This window comes from Acetobacter oeni (assembly GCF_011516825.1).
GTDB lineage: Bacteria > Pseudomonadota > Alphaproteobacteria > Acetobacterales > Acetobacteraceae > Acetobacter > Acetobacter oeni.
Genome location: NZ_WOTA01000012.1, coordinates 52,389 through 70,311, shown reverse-complemented (window position 1 = coordinate 70,311; position 17,923 = coordinate 52,389). Strand labels below are relative to the sequence as shown.

Sequence of the window (17,923 nt, the reverse complement as noted above, 5' to 3'; positions counted from 1 at the left end):
GAATGAAGCTCCGCCAGGGGCATTCCCTGCGCATGGCGGTCAGTGATTGTCCGTTCCGCCATAAACCGGCGGTCATAAAGTAAAACTGCCGATAATTAACAGAGCATGACCGATGGAACGGATTCGTCCGTCCCATCGGAGCCGGTTATGTGTTACCGGCGGCCGCCTTTCCGGGTGGTCGTTGCCCTGCCGGATTTTTCAGCGGCTTTGACCGGTTTTGTTTTTGCCGCCGCTTTCTGCGGTGCGCTTTTCTTCATCACGGGCAGCTCCCGGGACAGAGCCGCAGAGCTGGCCGCCCGCCCGCCTTTCGCGGCGGCCGCCTTTTTCGGCTGCGCGGGCTGACGCCTGCGGCCAGCCGGAGCCGCAAAAATCTCTTCCACTTCCTCAAGCTCTTCCGCAGCTTCAAGCAGAGCCAGATCTTCTTCAATCTCTTCTTCGAAGAGATCTTCCACATCCCGTTTTGCCGCGGCTTTACGGCTTTTCGGCGTAATCGTGATCCGGAAGGCTTCAAGCGGCGCGAGTTTTTCAGATTCTATAGTGGCGGAGTCATCAACAGGGCCGATTTCCGTGCCGTCCGTAAATGTTGCCTCGACCATACAGTTGTATTTTTTTGCGGCCTCCCCTTTCAGCCGGATCTTCAGGCCGAGAATGGGAAGCGCCATGCCACGGCTGCCGCAATACTGACCCCCTTCAGCCCATGGCGACAGCCACCCTTTTCCGAGCACGGCCTGATATTCGATATCCTCAGGCCCGATCAGCATATCCGGGGAAATGCCGAACCCTTCGATCCAGGCCCGGCTGCCCGGCTGCCCCATCCACTCGCCGATCCGCACGCCAACATCACCCCGACGCTGGATATGGGCCGCAATTTCCGGTGGCTTCCTGTCGGTGCCCGCGGGAGCCGTTACTGCTGTCGCCTGTACGCCCGGCGCCGCCGCGACCGGAATGCGAGGTGTCTGTGCACCGGCCGATGCCGCCGCCGCACCCACATCGCTCAGTCTGACAACCTGAAGACGCGGCGCCTCGTGCTGCGAGTTCAGTTCCTGATAAATCGTGACCAGCACCTGAGCAGGACCGCGCGTTACGCGGATCAGAGCTGCGTTATTTGCACCCCCGAGCCAGCCGGTCTGATCAAATGTCGAGATGGTTACGCTGTCATTAAGAGCCGGCGGTAAAGTAATGCGCACGCCCGGCAGCCCGGTCGGGGCCGGAGCCTCCTGAGAAGGGGCATGAAAGACGCAGAATAAACCCTGGTCTAATGTCATCAGATGACCGGAGACCTTAAGATCGGTGATACGGCTCTGATTTGGTGTCTGGCCACTCTGGGACATAAAGCTTGTTCCGTAGGTTATACAATAAAAGTCATGTTAACCCGACAGATCCGGTCGAAACCGAAGGCCGCCAGGGGTCAATTTCCTGTTTCAGCCGGTATTCACCGGACTGGTGCCGATACCGAACCCTGGCACAGAGAGGTCAATATCACGTTAAGTCGGGCCGCCGATATACCAGGAGGGAGAATAGTCCCCCTTTCTGTTGCCCGTATCCGATCCGCAACAGCGCCTATATCAAAGGCCGCGACACGAAGACCGGCCCGCCAGGCAACACCAAGCGCAAGACACCATGTTTCGGGCCACACGGAGGGAATAAACCCGTAATCGGCCTGCTGCGCGCGGATCAGGGAAATGGCTTCGTCTTCTTTATACGCCCCCGTAACGTAAACATGCCCGGTCTCCATCAGCGCCAGATCGTCCGGTGTGTGACCAGCGATAATGTATTCGAGCGGCAGGGTTTTCTCCCGGGCATCCCGCGCGGCGGCGAGCAGAACGTCGTAGCCCTTTTCCTTCCCGATCGCCCCGATGACGCAGATCCGGAACCGGTCTGTCCGGGGCGATGTCACCGCGCCCGGTCCCGATGTTTTTCCGCTGGCGGCCACGTCACTGAACTCTGCCAGATCCAGATCCGGCCTGTCGTCCTCCGGCGGTTCCACGCTGAACCGCACGTCCGGAAAGTGACGCCGCATCCGTCGCGCGGCATCTTCGGATGGCGTGACAACGGCGCGGGCGGATTTCAGTTCTTCAGCGGAACGTAAGATGTAGTCGGCAAGAGGCAGATCGTCGCGGACATTGCGCCCGAGGACCGCCAGACACTGCTCACACCCGGCCAGATCGGGTTCGCCACAATACCGCCCGGCAACACCCAGAAGGGAAATGCGCGGACAAAACCAGATGTAATCATGAACATAAACATCATAGGGCACGCCAATAGCCGCTGCGAGCTCGCGCATCGCCATGTGATGCCCGCTGGCATGGTGCCACTCAATGTGCAGAACCCGCCCGGCTGTCAGAACCCGCAGCAGCGCCGGCCATTCTTCCGGAAGCCGGAATCTCAGACCGGGGTAGAGTCCGTCAGCGGAATCCGGAAGTTTAGCGTTCAGCCGGTCCGTCTCTCCCGCACTATCCGCTCGCCAGCCGTCAATCCGGCAGCCGCCTTCGACAGGCCGGACGATAACCGGTTGTATCCCGTCCTCCCGAAGCCTGCGCGCCCGGGCGCGCACCACCCGTTCGACGCCTCCGCCATAATCATGGGTCACGAGAATGACCGAGCGTTTTGTGGAAGTCCTTTTCCTGTCGGCATTTTTCCGGACCGGTGCGCCGGATTCAGATGCCGGACCGGCCGGCCAGCTCCGCCGCCATCGCAACAGATCGAGCCGGCGGCGGACCTCAAACAGCGGGTCGGCGGCCACATGCGCGCCGATCAGCGCGTCATAACCCGGATGCAGCCGGTTCAGCAGCGCAAGATTCCGCGTCAGCAAAGCGTTGCGCGTGGCCCCGAACGAGACCGAACCCACATGCGCGACATACGCCCCCGGCGCGGCCACATTGCGCCACCCCAGACAACGCGCCCGCAGAGAAAAGTCATTCTCTTCCCCGTAGCCCTGCGCGAACAGATCCGCGCGGAGCAGCCCCGTCTGTTTCAGGCAGTCCTGCCTTATATACATGCAGAAACCATGCGCCGTCGGCACGTCGATCGCCGTTCCGCCATTGGCCATGCGCGCCAGTCGCATCATTCTCTGCGTCCGTGCCAGCGTGGGAACAGTGTTTCGGGTGAGATCCGGATACGACATGATGGTCGCATCGTTAGAGAGCGGCGTAACCGTCCCGATCGCGGCATCCGACCAGGCAACCGCCTGCAATTCCTCCAGCCACCCGTCAGCCACCAGCGTATCGCTGTTCAGCAGAACAACATCATATCCGTCAGAATTTTTTCCACGCCGCCTTCCTGTCCGAACAGGAAGCGCGGCCCGAAGACCGACATTCACCGATGCCGAAAATCCGAGATTACGCGTGTTACGCACAACCGTGACGCACGTCTCCCCGGCAATCTCCTCCAGCATCCTGGTCATGCCCGGCTCCGGAGACGCATCGTCGATAACGAAAACCCGAGCCTCCGGAACCGCACTCTCCGCCGTCCGCAGCGTTGTCAGAAGACTGTTCAGGCAGGCGCGGGTCCGCTGAACATCCCGGTAAACCGGCACAATCACCATGATCCCCGGCCGGGTGCCGGCAGCGAAATGTCCCGAAACAACAGGCGCATCGCAGGGCGCCGTCGTGACCGGAACCGGCATAAACGGCGGTGGCGGTTCACGCGGGGGCTCGCCCTGCATACTGACGGAACAGGCCTGTCGGGCCGCCCATCGCGCCGCGCGCCGTTCCAGACCAGGATCAAGCGGACTCCCCGTGAGATCCTTCCCGGCTTCGCTCCGCACGTGAATCATGCCGTCAGGCAGATCGGACCACGGCACCGCAATCGCCCGGTAACGCGCCACCGGAATATCGGAGCTTACATCAGTGGAAAACGCCTCTGCGGTCAGTGACAGGACAGTTTCACTCTGGCCCTCACTTTCACCTTGGCCCTCACTGAAAATCCGGATCAGTGGTGCCTGCCCGGGATCGTTCGGATGCCAGACCCATCCCGTCAGCCCGTCCGGTCCCGCCTGAACGATTCCTTCCGTTCGGGTCGCAACGCCAGGCCGCAATGGCGATCCGACCAGAGGCACGTCTTCAAAACAGACCGCGACCGTGTCAGCGCCGCTCCATCGCCGCCCGACTTCCGACGGCCACAGAAGATCATCAGCCAGATTCCCGGTCTCGCAGGCCACGCCGTCAACTTCGAGAGACAGCCCCTCCGGCATCCCGGCCGCCGGACGACGCCCGCGTCCCGCCGCGTCCTTCCCCCGTCGTCCGGTCCGGGCTGGCAGATCCCGCAGAAACCTGCCCCCCGGCCGGACAGCACCGCGCCTGTCGATCCCGCACCATCCCGGCGCGCCCGCCGCCGCAACGATACGGTCAGCAAGACGCACGAGAGCATCGTCGCAGACATGCCGGGACAGCACTTCCGAGAGCGCCTGCAAGGCTTCGCCCGTTCGCCCTGCATTCAGCAAAGCCGCAGCCAGAAGCGTCCAGCCCTGGCGAAAATCGTAGCGCCGTGACAGATTCTGAAGAAGGGTTATGGCCTCGTCGCGAAATCCGTTGGCCTGTCTGACGCCAGCCAGGAAGAACGCGACATTGGGGCTTTCCGGCGCCATACGATGCGCCCGTTCCAGCCAGCGCAATGCCGCCGCATGATCGCCCGCGCTCCAGCTCTGCTGCCCCTGACGAAAAGCCTCCTGAGCCTGTTCATCGGCCTGACGCTTCCAGTTGGCGCGATCCTCTCCCGTTATCAGTCCGGGCGGTGGCGCCGGTCCGGAACGCGTTCGGGGAGAAGCGGGCTGTCCGGTTTCCGGTGTCAGCGCCAGCGCGGAAGCCTGAGAAGAAGAGGCTGCACCAGCGGCGGATGCGTTGCGCTTTCGATGTCTCACGTCGCCAGATGTGCTTCAGCCGGTGGCATGTGCGGGCGCCGCATCGACAGCCGGCATTGCTTCTTTCGCTTTCGCGGCTCTCTCATCGCGATCAGGCTGCGACAGCTCGGCCGCCGCCTGCGCAATGCCCTGCGCCTCGGCTTTCTTGTACCAGAGGCGCCCCTCGGTGAGATCCGTGCGCCCGGCGAGGCCGCGTGTGAGATATCGTCCCATCATCAGCTGTGCCCCCGCATGTCCGCGACTGGCCGCCCGATGGAACCATTCGAAAGCCCGGAGCCGGTCTTCCGGAATCTCATGTCCGCCGCCCAGCATGGCACCGCACGCAAACATGGCGGCAACATTGTCCTGGTTCGCCGCCAGCTCAAACATCCGCGCCGCTTCCGCATGGTCGCGTAAGCCACCGCGTCCGGACAACAGAAGCTGACCGTACAGAAACTCCGCATCCGCCATGCCCGTCTCCGCCGCCTTGCGAATCCAGTCGCGCCCTTCTTCCTCGCGCGGCTCGCTGCCCCGGCCTTCGAGAAGCATGCGGCCATACCAGTACTGCGCGTTAACAACACCTTCCGCCGCCTTGCGCATCCACAGGACAGCTTCCTGCTCATCCTGCTCTGTCCCGACCCCCTCGGCAAGACAGACACCGAAATTGAAGGCCGCCACCAGATCGCCGCTCCGCGCGGCCTTTTCATAAAGCTCCCGTGTCCTGACCCGATCTTCCGGCGAGCCATTGCCCAGCAGAATGAGATTCGCCAGATCGGTCGTGCCAGCCGCGTCGCCATGTTCCGATGACAGCCTGAACCAGTGCGCCGCCAGACCGGCGTTCCGTTCAACGCCGGAGCCGGTCAGATAGAGCAGCCCGAGCGCACGGGCCGCCGCCGCATGGCCACCTTCGCCGGCAAGCTGATACCATCTGGCCGCTTCAAGATAGTTGGGGGTCGCATCGCCACCACGGGCATGCATGTCGCCAAGCATCGCCGCAGCTTCAAAATCACCGGCGACGGCCGCTTTGCGCAGCCAGGTTTCACCACGGACAGGATCACGCCCGATGCCGCGTCCCTCAAGCAGCGCGAGACCATAACGGGCCTGGCCCGACCGGATATTATGTTCGGCCGCCTTGCCATAATATTTTGTCGCGGCCGCGACATCCTGTGGCACACCGGCACCGCGTTCGCAGATAATCCCCATGAGATACAGGGCCGATCCCACTTCACCATCCGCCGCGATGCGAAGGTGACGGACCGCCTTAGCCTGCTCTTCCATGTTCGTCGCTGAATTCAGAGCGGCCAGCCCCAGACCCAGATGTCCCTGCGCGCAACCGGCCTCCGCCGCCCTGCCATACCAGACAAGCGCCTCGGTCTGATTCTGAATGTCTTCCGGGCCGACGCTGAGCACATAGCCATACAGCGCCTGCGCATCGGGCAATCCGTCCTGCGCCCCCAGAGCAGCCCAGTGCGCCGCCTTGCGATAATCCGGCGTTCCGGTGACAGGCTGCGCCACGTCGGACAGTCCGAATTCATCGTTTTCAACGGCGTCCGGAAGACCGATCAGATAAAGCGTCGCCAGTACAAACCGGGACTCAGTCCAGCCAGCCTGCCCCGAACGGCGCATCCAGCGGGCGCCTTCGACGAGATCACGCGGAACGCCGACCCCATCGAGATACAGCCGCCCGAGGCGAAATCCCGCTTCAGGCAGGCCAGCCTTCGCCGCGGCACTGATTTCTGCAAAGCCGGCGGTAAAATCTTCCTGCTCAATCAGATCAAGGCCATGTTGCAGCCTTGCTTTTGGCGACCGGCGCGCGAGCAGACGTGAAAGCAGTCCCAAATTCATCCTCCCTGGCCACGGTCACATTATGCCATCTGTGGAAGATAAGCCGGATCGTGCCGCCAGCCTGTCTGAAATTCAGCATGTGTGACCCGAACGGAGCTCCTGGCTGTCCGGGCCACACCATATCCGTTGCCGATAATAAAATACATCGTATGGCGTGCCGGCCGGATGCCGTGGCTACTTCACTCGCCCCGTCCGGATCACGCTCTTAGTCCGGCAAAAATTTCTGCCGTATAATCCTCAGGGCTCTCTCATGCCGTCAGTCACCATAGGCATGATGCTGTTCAGCAGAAACTGCATGATCGTGCGCTTGCCAACCTGAATATCCGCCGTAACCGGCATGCCGGGCTGCGGATGAAAGAAGGCAGGCACGCCGTGCAGGGTGTAACGGTCAATCCGCAACCGAAGCCGGTAATAGGTCTCTGCCGGGTTCTGATCAGGCGCCTGTCCCGCCGGCGATCCCGCGCCGGATTCCGGTTTGCCCTGCGCTCCGAAAGAGTCGGCGCTGATCTCACGGACTGTTGCCTCGGCACCGCCATACTGCGCAAAGGGGAAAGTCGCGAATTTCAGCAGCGCCTTGTCACCAAGCCGGATAAACCCGGCATCGGACCCGCGAAGCGTTGCCTCGACCTCAAGCCCGCTGCCGACCGGAACCAGTGTCATCAGTTCCGATCCCGTGGTCATGACCGAGCCCATCGACAGTTTGGCAACGGTCAGCACGATCGCGTCTTCCCCGGATTTGAGCAGAATCATGCTCTTGCGGAGTTTTGCTTTCTGATAGTTGCTCTCCGCCTCGGACAGCCGGCGCTGTGCGTCACTGAGATCCTTGTAAACCTCGGCTTTCCACGTCTCGATGTAACCCTGACGCTCCGCCGCCAGCGCCCGTATCTTGCTCTGGGCGGAGGTGGCCTGTTGCCGGGACGAAATCTCGGACCGCTCGACTTCCATCAGATCGTTCTGCGCGCCAAGAGTGGACAGACGACTGCCCACCTGATCGGCCTGCAGCCGCGCCCGCATGCTGTGAACATCCCTTGCGACCTTCGCACGCGCGGCATACATCGCGGCATTGGCCTGATATCCCTGAAGATCACTGGCCTGCGCGGCCATCTGCTCCTGATAACCGCTGATCTTCGCATCATACTCGGCCTTGCGGCGCAGGAACGTCGCAACCTGCTGAAGCGAGGACGGGTTGTTCTTATCCGCCGTATAGTCACGCCCCTGCGCTTCAGCCGTCAGACGATCCACTTCAGCGCCATAGCTCTCGGACAGAGCCTGCATGTTGGTCAGATCGGCATCGTTAATCGTGGGATCGAGATGCGCCAGTATCTGCCCTTTATGGACAAAATCCCCCTCGCGCACATCGATACTGTGAATGATCGACGTCTCAAGCGGCTGTACAACAAGCGTCTGCTGCGTCGAGACGATTTTCCCCGGAGAGGTCACGACCCTGTTCAGCGGGAACACGGCCATAACAATGACACTGGCCAGTGTCAGCGCGCCGATGATCCATGAAATATACTGTGCCGTCGGTGTGGGCGGCATGTTGACAAGCGCCGCGCTCGGCGAATGAAACTCCAGCAGCGCCGGCGGCAGATCCCCCGGCGCGAAAGGGTCATCCGCCTGAGGCAGAAAATCTTTCGGTTTCCTGTCGCCGTCTTTTTCGTCGCCTTCGGGAGCCGGGACAATGTCATGTGCGCTCATGCTCAGTCTTCCTCGGCAATCAGCGGTGCAGCACTATTCTTCGCAGCGCCGCGACTGCTGGTATGCCGGTTCTGCTGCATCCACAAAGTACGATAGATCGCGCAGCGTTCAAGCAGGACTTCATGTGGTCCGATATCCGCGACCTCACCCCGTTCCATAACCATAATCTGATCACAGTTCACAAGAGAAGACAGGCGGTGAGATACGATGACCATCGTGCGTCCCTGGCCGATGCGCTCAAGATTCGCATTGACCAGCGCCTCACTCTCCGGATCGAGCGCCGATGTCGCCTCGTCAAGAATCATTAGCTTCGGATCTGAAATCACCGCGCGGGCAATGGCAAGCCGCTGCCTCTGACCACCGGAGATATTGGTCGATCCCTCTTCAATCCACGTCTCATACCCGGCGGGCATCCGCTCGATGAACTCTTCAGCACCCGCAAGCCGGGCCGCCCTCACCACATCGTCAATCGTCAGGCCCGGCCGCCCGGCCGTGATGTTCTCCCGGATTGTGCCGCGAAACAGGAAGTTATCCTGCAACACCACGCCGAAAGACCGGCGGAGATGAGTCAGATTGATCTCGCGCAGATCCACGCCATCGAGCTTCAGATAACCGGTATACGACCGGCTCACACCCTGAAGCAGACGCGTAATCGTTGATTTACCCGAGCCCGAGCGCCCGACCAGGCCAAGCATCGTGCCGGCCGGGATTTCGAAGCACACGTCGTTCAGCGCCTTGGTGGTGCTGCCCGGATAGCAGAAGTTCACATCAATGAAGGACAATGCCCCCTTGATCCGGGGCCGCATGCCGGTCGTCAGCGCCTTCGTTTCGGTCGGCTGATTCAGCACCGATCCCGCCTCGCCCAGCGATGTCGTCACCTCGTTCAGATCGTCGAGCAGTTTCGCCAGACCGGTCAGAGGCGCTGCCACACGGCCACCCAGCATCATGAACGCCACCAGAGCGCCGATCCCGACATTGCTTGCGTTGGTCAGAACAAGATAGGCGCCCACAAGAATGATGCCGCGATTGATGAACATCTCAAGCGGCATGGTCAGCGTCGAAGGCCAGTTCCCCATCCGGCCCGCCGCCAGCTTCCAGCGCACCACGTCCGCCGTCCGGACATCCCAGTCCTGCTTGCGGGTCGGCTCGAGCGCCAGCGTCTTGATCGTGCGGATACCGGCCACCGTCTCATACATGACCGAATTCCGCTCCATCTCGGCATGGATCAGCTTGGTGAAAACCCGGGCCATCGGTCCCATGAAGACCACGATGATCAGACCGATCACACCCGATGCCGCAACCGTCATCCAGGCCAGGGTGGAACTGAGATAGAAAAGGAAAGGCAGGATGACCACCAGCGTGAACATGTCGAGAAATGTCGACATGAGCCGACCGGTCATGAAGTCACGCACCTTATAGATCGCCATCACACGACCGATGATGTTACCCGCCTGCTGCCGCTCGAAATACTCCAGAGGCAGCGCGAGAAGGCGCGAGAAAATATGCAGCGAAAGCCGTGTATCAATGCGGGTGGTCAGAACGAGCGTCAGTTCCCGGCGCCCGTAGGACAGCAGGACTTCATAGAAGGACAGAACCAGCACGATCGCCACAATGGAGACCAGCGTCGCCATCGACCGGTTGTTCACCACGCGGTCGATGACCTGCATGACGATCAGCGGCGGAAAAATCTGCAGAATACTGAGCGTCATGGAGGCAAAAGCGATGTCGCGCAGAGATTTCTTCTCGCGCAGCACCATCTTGGCAAGCCAGCCCACATTGATCGGCGCATCCGCCTCGCTCTGATCCTTGCGGCGCTTGATCAGAAGAATATCGCCGGTCCAGATTTGCGTCAGCCGCATTTCATCGACCGGAACAGGCGGCTGGCTCTCACCCGTCAGCGGATCGCGCAGCCAGACAACACCCCGCTCCGCATCCGCGTTGACCATGATCGCGGCGGAACCGTCGCGGAACATCAGAACGATGGGCGGCGAATTGCTCATCCTGATGAGATAACGCCATTTGATGTTCATGCCCTTGGCGACCGCGCCCTGGTCGTTCAGCCAGCGCGCCAGCGTCGCGGGGGAGGGAGATGCTTCTCCCGGTTCGGCCGCAAAATCCCGGACGTCCAGTTCAAGTCCGTGGAAATGGGCTGCGGCGATGACGGCCCGCAACCGGATCATCGCCGGAGAAGGGCGCGCCGTCTGGCCAGAGGAAGACTCAGCTGTGTCCTCGCCGGATGTCTCACGGGAATACCCGTCCGGGTCAGGAGCGCCAAGCGCGTGATCGTCTGGATCCACAGATCGTCCTCTACAAAACTTGTCAGCGTCTCACCCCCCGGCAAAACGCTGAACGGCCTCTACCACACAAACCGGAATGTCGCTGCCCAATGCATGAATTACGACGTCACGACCTGTTTTCCGGCAACAGTGCCGGCTTATTACCCGGATATCCGCTGCATTTCACGGCTCCCGCAGCAATTTATATTAAGAAGAATGATTTTTCGTTACCTCTCAGCCTGAATTTTAAACAGACTGAGCACGGGAGAATCCGCCTGAAGCGAGGCTTCGACCGCCGTAACCTGCCCCGGAGAGACAACAAGTACAATCGACCGGAAAAATCCGCGCAGCCCCCGCGCACGCGCCTGAAACAGCGCCAGCATCTGAGCGGCGACCGGCGCTCGCACCACACAGCAGGTACAGGCGGTCCCATGCGATGCCCGCATCTTCCCGACAGCGTGTCCCGCTCTGACGGGTGACGGTCCGGCCGACACAGCCATGAACCCGGACCTCGCCCTGTCAGCCGATACGACCTCCAGCCATCCCCTCACATCATCGAAAAACCCGGATTCCGTCGCATCCAGAAGCAGCGCCGTGCTTCTGCGCTCGCCGGACCAGTCCGAAACCTGCTCCGGCGTCGTAATAATAAGTGGAATTTGATAAGAATCGCCTGTCATGAACCGCCCGGCTGTCTCCCGCCCCGGCAAAACGCAGCCAATGCATTCTGGACAGCCGCCACACCCTCTGTGATAACCGCCGTCTTCCGATGCCTCGCATGACGGGCACCCTCCGTTTTCCCCCAGTTCCGGTACACAGGCAATGACCTCGGCCAGATCCCCGCGCCCCCCTCTCCTCGAAGCCCTCCGCGAACAGGTCCTCCTCTGCGACGGCGGCATGGGCTCACGTGTCCAGGTTCTCGACCTCGATACCGAACGGGATTACCGGGGACAGGAGAACTGCACCGAAATCCTCAACCTCTCCCGGCCCGAACTCATCCGGGAAATCCATCGCGGCTATTTCGAGGCCGGGGCCGACATGGTCGAGACCAACAGCTTCGGCGGCTCGCCCCTCACCCTCTCCGAATTCGGCCTCCAGGATCAGGCCCGCGACATCAACCGCATCGCCGCAACCCTGGCGCGTGAGGCCGCCGACAGCTTCGATGACAACCGGCACCGCTACGTCATCGGCTCCGTCGGCCCCGGCACCAAACTGCCCTCCCTCGGTAATATCGACTACGACACGCTCGAAGCCGGTCTCGCCGAGCAGGGCAGGGGACTGATCGAAGGCGGCGTCGATGCCATCCTCATCGAAACCTGCCAGGACACGCTGCAAATCAAGGCCGCCGTCAACGGCATGAAAATCGCCCGCGACGAACTCGGCACGAAAACCCCGATCTTCGTTCAGGTCACCGTCGAAACCACAGGGACCCTCCTCGTCGGCCCGGATATCGCCGCCGCCACCACTGTCATCCACAGTCTCGACGTGGATCTGATGGGCCTCAACTGCGCCACAGGCCCGCAGGAAATGGCCGAACACGTCCGCTGGCTCGCCGAAAACTGGCCCGGCCTGCTCTCCGTCCAGCCAAACGCCGGCCTGCCCGAACTCGTCAACGGCGAGACCTGTTACCCCCTCGGCCCGGACGAAATGGCCAGCTGGGTCGAGCGCTTCGTCGTCGAAGACGGCCTGAACATCGTCGGCGGCTGCTGCGGCACCTCCACCCCCCATATCGCCGCCCTCGACGCCATGCTCCGCAGCCGCGCGCCGAGCGGAAAACACCGCCCCGCGCCCGTAAAGCGCAGCCCGAACTGGGTCCCCTCCGTCGCCAGCCTCTACAGCCAGACCCCGCTGCGTCAGGAAAACGCCTACTTCTCCATAGGCGAACGCTGCAACGCCAACGGCTCGAAGAAATGGCGCGAACTCCAGGAAGCTAACGACTGGGACGGCTGCGTCGCCGTCGGCCGCGAACAGGCCACCGAAGGCTCCAACGCACTCGATATCTGCACCGCCTTCGTCGGCCGTAACGAAATCGTCGAAATGGACGAGGTCGTCCGCCGCTTCACCTCCTCAGTGAACGCCCCGCTGGTCATCGACTCCACCGAAACACCCGTCATCGAATCCGCCCTTAAACTCCATGGCGGCAAACCGATCATCAACTCGATCAACTTCGAGGACGGCGAAGACATCGCGCATGAGCGCATGAAACTGGCCCGTAAATTTGGCGCCGCCGTCGTCGCACTCACCATCGATGAAGTCGGAATGGCCAAAACCCCGGAAGACAAACTCCGGATCGCCACCCGCCTCGTCGAATTCGCCTGCACGCAGTACGGCCTGCCGCAGTCCGATCTCATGATCGATCCGCTGACCTTCACCATCGCCACCGGCGTGGAGGATGACCGCAAACTCGGCGAATGGACCCTCGAAGGCATCCGCCTCATCCGCGAGCGGTTCCCCGAGATCCAGATCGTCCTCGGCCTGTCGAACATCTCCTTCGGCCTGAACCGCGCCGCCCGCGCCGTGCTCAACTCCGTCTTCCTCGACCACGCCGTCAAAGCCGGCATGACCGGCGCCATCGTCCACGTCTCGAAAATCCGCCCGCTGCACCTCATCGCCGAAGAAGAAGTCCGCGTCGCCGAAGATCTTATCTTCGATCGCAGAACCGAAGATTACGACCCGCTCCAGCGCCTGCTCGAACTCTTCGCGGGTCGCAAGGCCGCCGATGTCGCCAAGAAAGTTAAAGCCGAAACCGCCCCTGAGCGTCTCAAAGACCGCATCGTCGACGGCGACCGCAAAGGTCTGGAAGCCGATCTCGAAGAGGCGATGCAGACCATGGCTCCGCTCGACATCATCAACACCGTCCTGCTCGATGGCATGAAAGTCGTCGGCGAACTCTTCGGCTCCGGCAAAATGCAGCTCCCTTTCGTGCTGCAATCCGCCGAAACCATGAAAACCGCCGTCGCTTACCTTGAACCGCATATGGAGCGGAAGGAAGGGCAGGCGCGCGGCATCATCGTGCTGGCCACCGTCAAGGGCGACGTGCATGACATCGGCAAGAACCTTGTCGATATCATCCTCACCAATAACGGCTACCGTGTCATCAATCTCGGCATCAAAATCCCCGTCGCCGACATGATCGAAGCCGCCCGCATCCACAAGGCGGATGCCATCGGCATGTCCGGCCTGCTTGTGAAATCTACTGTCATCATGAGGGAAAATCTCCAGGAGATCGCCCGTCAGGATATGGACCTCCCCGTCATCCTCGGCGGCGCGGCGCTCACCCGGAATTATGTCGAGGAAGACTGTGTCGCCGCTTACGGCACAACCGGCCGCGTCGTGTATGCCCGGGACGCCTTCGACGGTCTTTCCCTCATGGATCACGTCGTTCAGGGCAAATTCGACGATTACTGCGCCGCCATCGCCAGACGTCGCGAGGGCAAGGCCAGCCGTAATACCCCGCGCACGCCCGAGACCGCCGAAGAGCGCGGCTTCGGTCCCGTCGATGTCATCGCCGTGCAAAAACGCCGTCATCGTCTGACAAAAGACGAACCCGTCATCACGCCGCCTTTCTGGGGACCGCGCAAGCTCGAAGCCGATACGAACGCGGTTCTGCCCTTCCTGAACAAACGCTCACTCTATCAGTTTCAGTGGGGCTTCAAAAAACAGGGCCGCTCACTTGATGATTTCCTGGTATGGGCCGATCAGGAACTCCGTCCGGTGCTGCGCCGCATGCTCACCCTTGCTGAAGCCGATAACATCCTCACACCCCGCGCTTCCTACGGATACTGGAAAGCCGCAGGGCAGGCCAACGATCTTATTCTTTTCGCTGAGGACGGTACCACCGAAGTCGCCCGCTTCACCATGCCCCGCCAGCCCCGCGAGGACGGTGAGTGCATCGCTGATTTCGTGCGTGACGTGGACGACGAGCAGCGCGACGTCATCGGTCTCCAGGTCGTTACCGTCGGCCAGAAAGCCTCCGACATCGCCCGCGACTGGTTCGAGGAAAATCGTTATCAGGACTACCTCTATCTCCACGGCCTCTCCGTCGAGATCGCCGAGGCCATGGCCGAATACACTCATAAACGCATCCGAGCCGAACTCGGCTTCTCCGCCGAAGACGACCGCGATATGGATAAGCTCCTCAGCCAGGGCTATCGCGGCTCCCGCTACTCCTTCGGCTATCCCGCCTGCCCGCGTCTGGAAGATCAGGAACCCATTCTGAAACTTCTCGATGCCGAACGCATCGGCGTCTCCCTCTCGGATGGCTACCAGCTCCACCCCGAACAATCGACTTCGGCCCTGGTGATCCTCAACCCCCATGCCAAATACTTTACAGTCTGATCACGGCTTTTCCGGCGCAATGCTACAGGAAAAGCCGTTCACGGGAGCCGGCAGCTACATCAGGATCTGTTCGTAATGATGTGTACAAGCTTGGTCTGGCCGACACCCGCGCCAGATCTGGCTGTTTCTTATTAAATATTACTGCTTTTCTCAGGGCTTTGCCCTGAAACCCACCAAAGGCCGGGGCCTTTGGAAACCGGTTTATTTATCAGCAGATTGGGGTGCAGGGGCCTTTGGCCCCTGCCGGGTTCGGGCAGAGCCCTCTGCGTAACTATCGCCGGGACGCCAAAACCGGTCCCGGATTCATCAGACTTCCTCTTTGACCGCCATGGCCGCTGCCCGCGCGGCAGCCTTCTCTTCCTCGGTCCACACTTTACGCTCACGGATTTTCGGCGGCTTGATTTTCTTCGCCGGACCACCGCCCAGCACGGGAGCGCGCATGGTCGAGTTCTGCGCCTCTTCCGAATGCCACGGGTGATCGGTCTGAACGGTCAGAGTCCGGCCGATCTCCCGCTCCACATCATGCAGCCAGGCCCGCTGTTCGGCATCACAGAGCGTGACGGCGAAGCCGCTGCGTCCCGCGCGACCGGTGCGGCCTATGCGGTGAACATAGCTTTCCGGCAGGCTCGGCAGATCGTGGTTGAAAACATGCGTGACCGTGTCAACATCGATGCCACGCGCCGCGATATCCGTCGCCACCAGAACCTGCACGGTTCCTTCGCGAAAGGCGTTCAGCGCACGCTCCCGCTGGCCCTGCGATCTGTTGCCGTGCAGCGCTTCAGCCGTGATGCCTGCACCGGTGAGAAAAGCGCAGACTTCGTTGGCGATGTTCTTCTGCAAAGTGAAGACCACAGCCTGACCAATCCCCGGCATCTGCAACTGTGCCAGCAACGCCGTTTTCTTGTCAGCGGCATCGAGAAACATGACTGACTGCTCGATCCGGTCGACGGTGGTCGAGGGCGGAGCGATCTCGACTTTCGCCGGATCGCGCAGGAGACTCTCGGCCAGCGCGGTGATGGATTTCGGCATCGTCGCCGAAAACAGCAGTGTATGCCGGTCCTTCGGCAATGTCGCGACGATGCGCTCGATCGGTTTGGCGAAGCCCATATCGAGCATCTGGTCGGCCTCATCCAGCACCAGCGCCTCAAGCTGCGAGAGATCGCAGTGGCCCTGTTCGATCAGGTCCAGCAACCGCCCCGGGGTCGCCACAATGATGTCCACGCCGGCCCTGAGCGCATTGATCTGGTGAAACTGGCTGACACCGCCAAAGATCGTTGTCACCTCGGGCTTCAGATACCGACCAAAATTCCCGAAACCATCGGCGATCTGAGAGACCAGCTCGCGCGTGGGCGCGAGCACCAGAACGCGGGCACCCCCCGCAGGTGCGGACCGGGGCGCTTCGGCAAGCCGATGCAGCAGCGGCAGCGCGAAGGAAGCGGTCTTGCCTGTGCCGGTCTGGGCCATGCCCAGCAGATCGCGGCCTTCCAGCAGAAGCGGGATTGACCGCGCCTGGATCGGAGTAGGGCAGACATACCCCTCCTCGGCCAGAGCACTTAGCAGGTCGGGGGCCAGAGCGAGATCGGCGAAAGTCATGGTCATGATTAAGCGGCGCCTCCGGCGCTGAGTAAGGTTGCGCCTGAGCGGGCTTCGCTGGGTCAGAATGCGGGCTTTTAAGGGTGACGCCGCACCGCGTCAACGTGAAGAAGGAACACTACGCGATGACTCATCTTCCACGTGCAACACGCAGACCCGTCGGCTGAACCGTTACGTCCCCCGTCACCTGATCTTCCGGCTCGCCATTCCCGAAAACGAACACTCCATCCAGCCTGGAATCAGACAGGCCGCACAGACGCACCCGTGTCCCCGTCCGGACCGCAAGCCCGAAATCCTCCGACCGCCCTTTTTCCATTCCATATCCGGAACGGAAATGTCCGTAACTCTCTGGAATCGGTCCGGCCGATCGTCCCGTCCCCAAAATCATCCAATACCGGGCGGAAAAGAAAAACCCATGGCTCCGGCGCGCAGGGACACGGCTCATCAGCTCCCGTGAACATCGCCCCGGAAGGACAACCCCGCCCCATGCACGCTCTCAGCCCCTTTAGCGGGCTGCCTTCAGTGCGTTCTTCAGGTCATCGACAGAGGCCGCGCCCGGAATGATCATCTTCTCGTCAATCACAAAGGTCGGTGTTCCGTCCACGCCGACCTTCTGCGCGAGCGCCATATTCTCCCGCATCGCGGCGGCAACCGCCGGGCTCTTCATGTCCTGCTCCAGCCGGTTCGCATCCAGACCGACCGATCCCGCCAGCGTGCGGATACGCGGCAGCGACGGCGTCTCGCTGTCATTCATCAGCACATGCTGGAGCTTCATGTAGCCACCCTGCAAAGCCGCCGCGAGCAGCGCCTGCGCCTCAAGCTGGCTGTTGGCGCCCAGAACCGGAATTACTTTTTCGACCAGCTTCAGCCCGGGTTCGTCCGCCACCAGCCGGTCCAGATCCGGCAGCACCTTCCGGCAGTAAGGGCAGCGCGGATCGTAAAACTCAACGATCGTCTGCGTCCCCTGCGGGTTGCCGAGAACCACATCCGTTGCGCTGCCCGCGAGCTTCACATGGTTCTCACGAACCGCCTTCAGCGCGTCGGCCTGCTTCGTCGCCTCGCCCTGTGCCCGCAGCGTCGTGATCGCATCCGCGAGAATCGACGGATCGGTCTTCAGCGCCTGCCGGACAATCGAGACGATCTCCTGCCGCTGGGCCGCCGTGAACGTCTCATCCGCCCGCGCGGGCGTGGTGGCCAGAAGACCGGATGAGACAAGGGCCAGAGCGGGCAGGGCAATCGCGCGGCCCAGGGTGCGGAACGGGAGGGAACGAAGAAAGGATGTCATGCCCGGTGCTCTACCCCAGCACCGCCCGATTGTGAATGTCGAACCCGCTTCCCG

10 protein-coding genes are annotated in these 17,923 nt (G+C 61.6%); 1 reads left to right on the top strand and 9 read right to left on the bottom strand.

The genetic code is table 11. The features are described from left to right. Positions 1–152: 152 nt before the first annotated feature. From GOB90_RS09670 to GOB90_RS09645, 6 genes are all read right to left on the bottom strand, one after another. Positions 153–1,331 (bottom strand): hypothetical protein, encoded by a 1,179-nt coding sequence (locus GOB90_RS09670; RefSeq protein WP_146887748.1) that lies wholly within the window; start codon positions 1,329–1,331, stop codon positions 153–155. Positions 1,332–1,432: 101 nt separating this feature from the next. Further along, complete coding sequence (locus GOB90_RS09665) at positions 1,433–4,858, bottom strand: glycosyltransferase (protein WP_261765952.1); 3,426 nt, start codon at positions 4,856–4,858, stop codon at positions 1,433–1,435. Between the two features lie 15 nt (positions 4,859–4,873). Then, positions 4,874–6,676, bottom strand: a complete 1,803-nt coding sequence (locus tag GOB90_RS09660; protein WP_146887750.1) for a tetratricopeptide repeat protein — start codon at positions 6,674–6,676, stop codon at positions 4,874–4,876. A 243-nt stretch (positions 6,677–6,919) separates the two neighbouring features. Then, the gene (locus tag GOB90_RS09655; protein ID WP_146887752.1) at positions 6,920–8,380 is read right to left on the bottom strand and encodes an HlyD family type I secretion periplasmic adaptor subunit; all 1,461 of its coding nucleotides are present in this window, start codon (positions 8,378–8,380) and stop codon (positions 6,920–6,922) included. 2 nt (positions 8,381–8,382) lie between these two features. Next, entirely contained in the window at positions 8,383–10,560 is a 2,178-nt protein-coding gene (locus GOB90_RS09650; RefSeq protein ID WP_146887808.1) for a peptidase domain-containing ABC transporter, read from the bottom strand. Between the two features lie 323 nt (positions 10,561–10,883). After that, positions 10,884–11,333 carry a hypothetical protein gene (locus GOB90_RS09645; protein ID WP_146887754.1) on the bottom strand — a complete coding sequence of 150 codons (450 nt, stop codon included), beginning with the start codon at positions 11,331–11,333 and terminating at the stop codon, positions 10,884–10,886. A gap of 142 nt (positions 11,334–11,475) precedes the next feature. Here GOB90_RS09645 and metH point away from each other — a divergent pair, with 142 nt between their 5' ends. Beyond that, entirely contained in the window at positions 11,476–14,991 is a 3,516-nt protein-coding gene (gene metH / locus GOB90_RS09640; protein ID WP_146887756.1) for a methionine synthase, read from the top strand. 306 nt (positions 14,992–15,297) lie between these two features. Here the strand turns inward: metH and GOB90_RS09635 are convergent, their stop codons facing one another. The 3 genes from GOB90_RS09635 to GOB90_RS09625 all read right to left on the bottom strand — a co-directional run bounded on the left by GOB90_RS09635 (position 15,298) and on the right by GOB90_RS09625 (position 17,869). Continuing rightward, positions 15,298–16,590 carry a DEAD/DEAH box helicase gene (locus GOB90_RS09635; RefSeq protein WP_146887758.1) on the bottom strand — a complete coding sequence of 431 codons (1,293 nt, stop codon included), beginning with the start codon at positions 16,588–16,590 and terminating at the stop codon, positions 15,298–15,300. Between the two features lie 124 nt (positions 16,591–16,714). Then, complete coding sequence (locus tag GOB90_RS09630) at positions 16,715–16,900, bottom strand: hypothetical protein (protein WP_146887760.1); 186 nt, start codon at positions 16,898–16,900, stop codon at positions 16,715–16,717. A 189-nt stretch (positions 16,901–17,089) separates the two neighbouring features. Next, positions 17,090–17,869 carry a DsbA family protein gene (locus tag GOB90_RS09625; RefSeq protein ID WP_146887762.1) on the bottom strand — a complete coding sequence of 260 codons (780 nt, stop codon included), beginning with the start codon at positions 17,867–17,869 and terminating at the stop codon, positions 17,090–17,092. Positions 17,870–17,923: the final 54 nt, after the last annotated feature.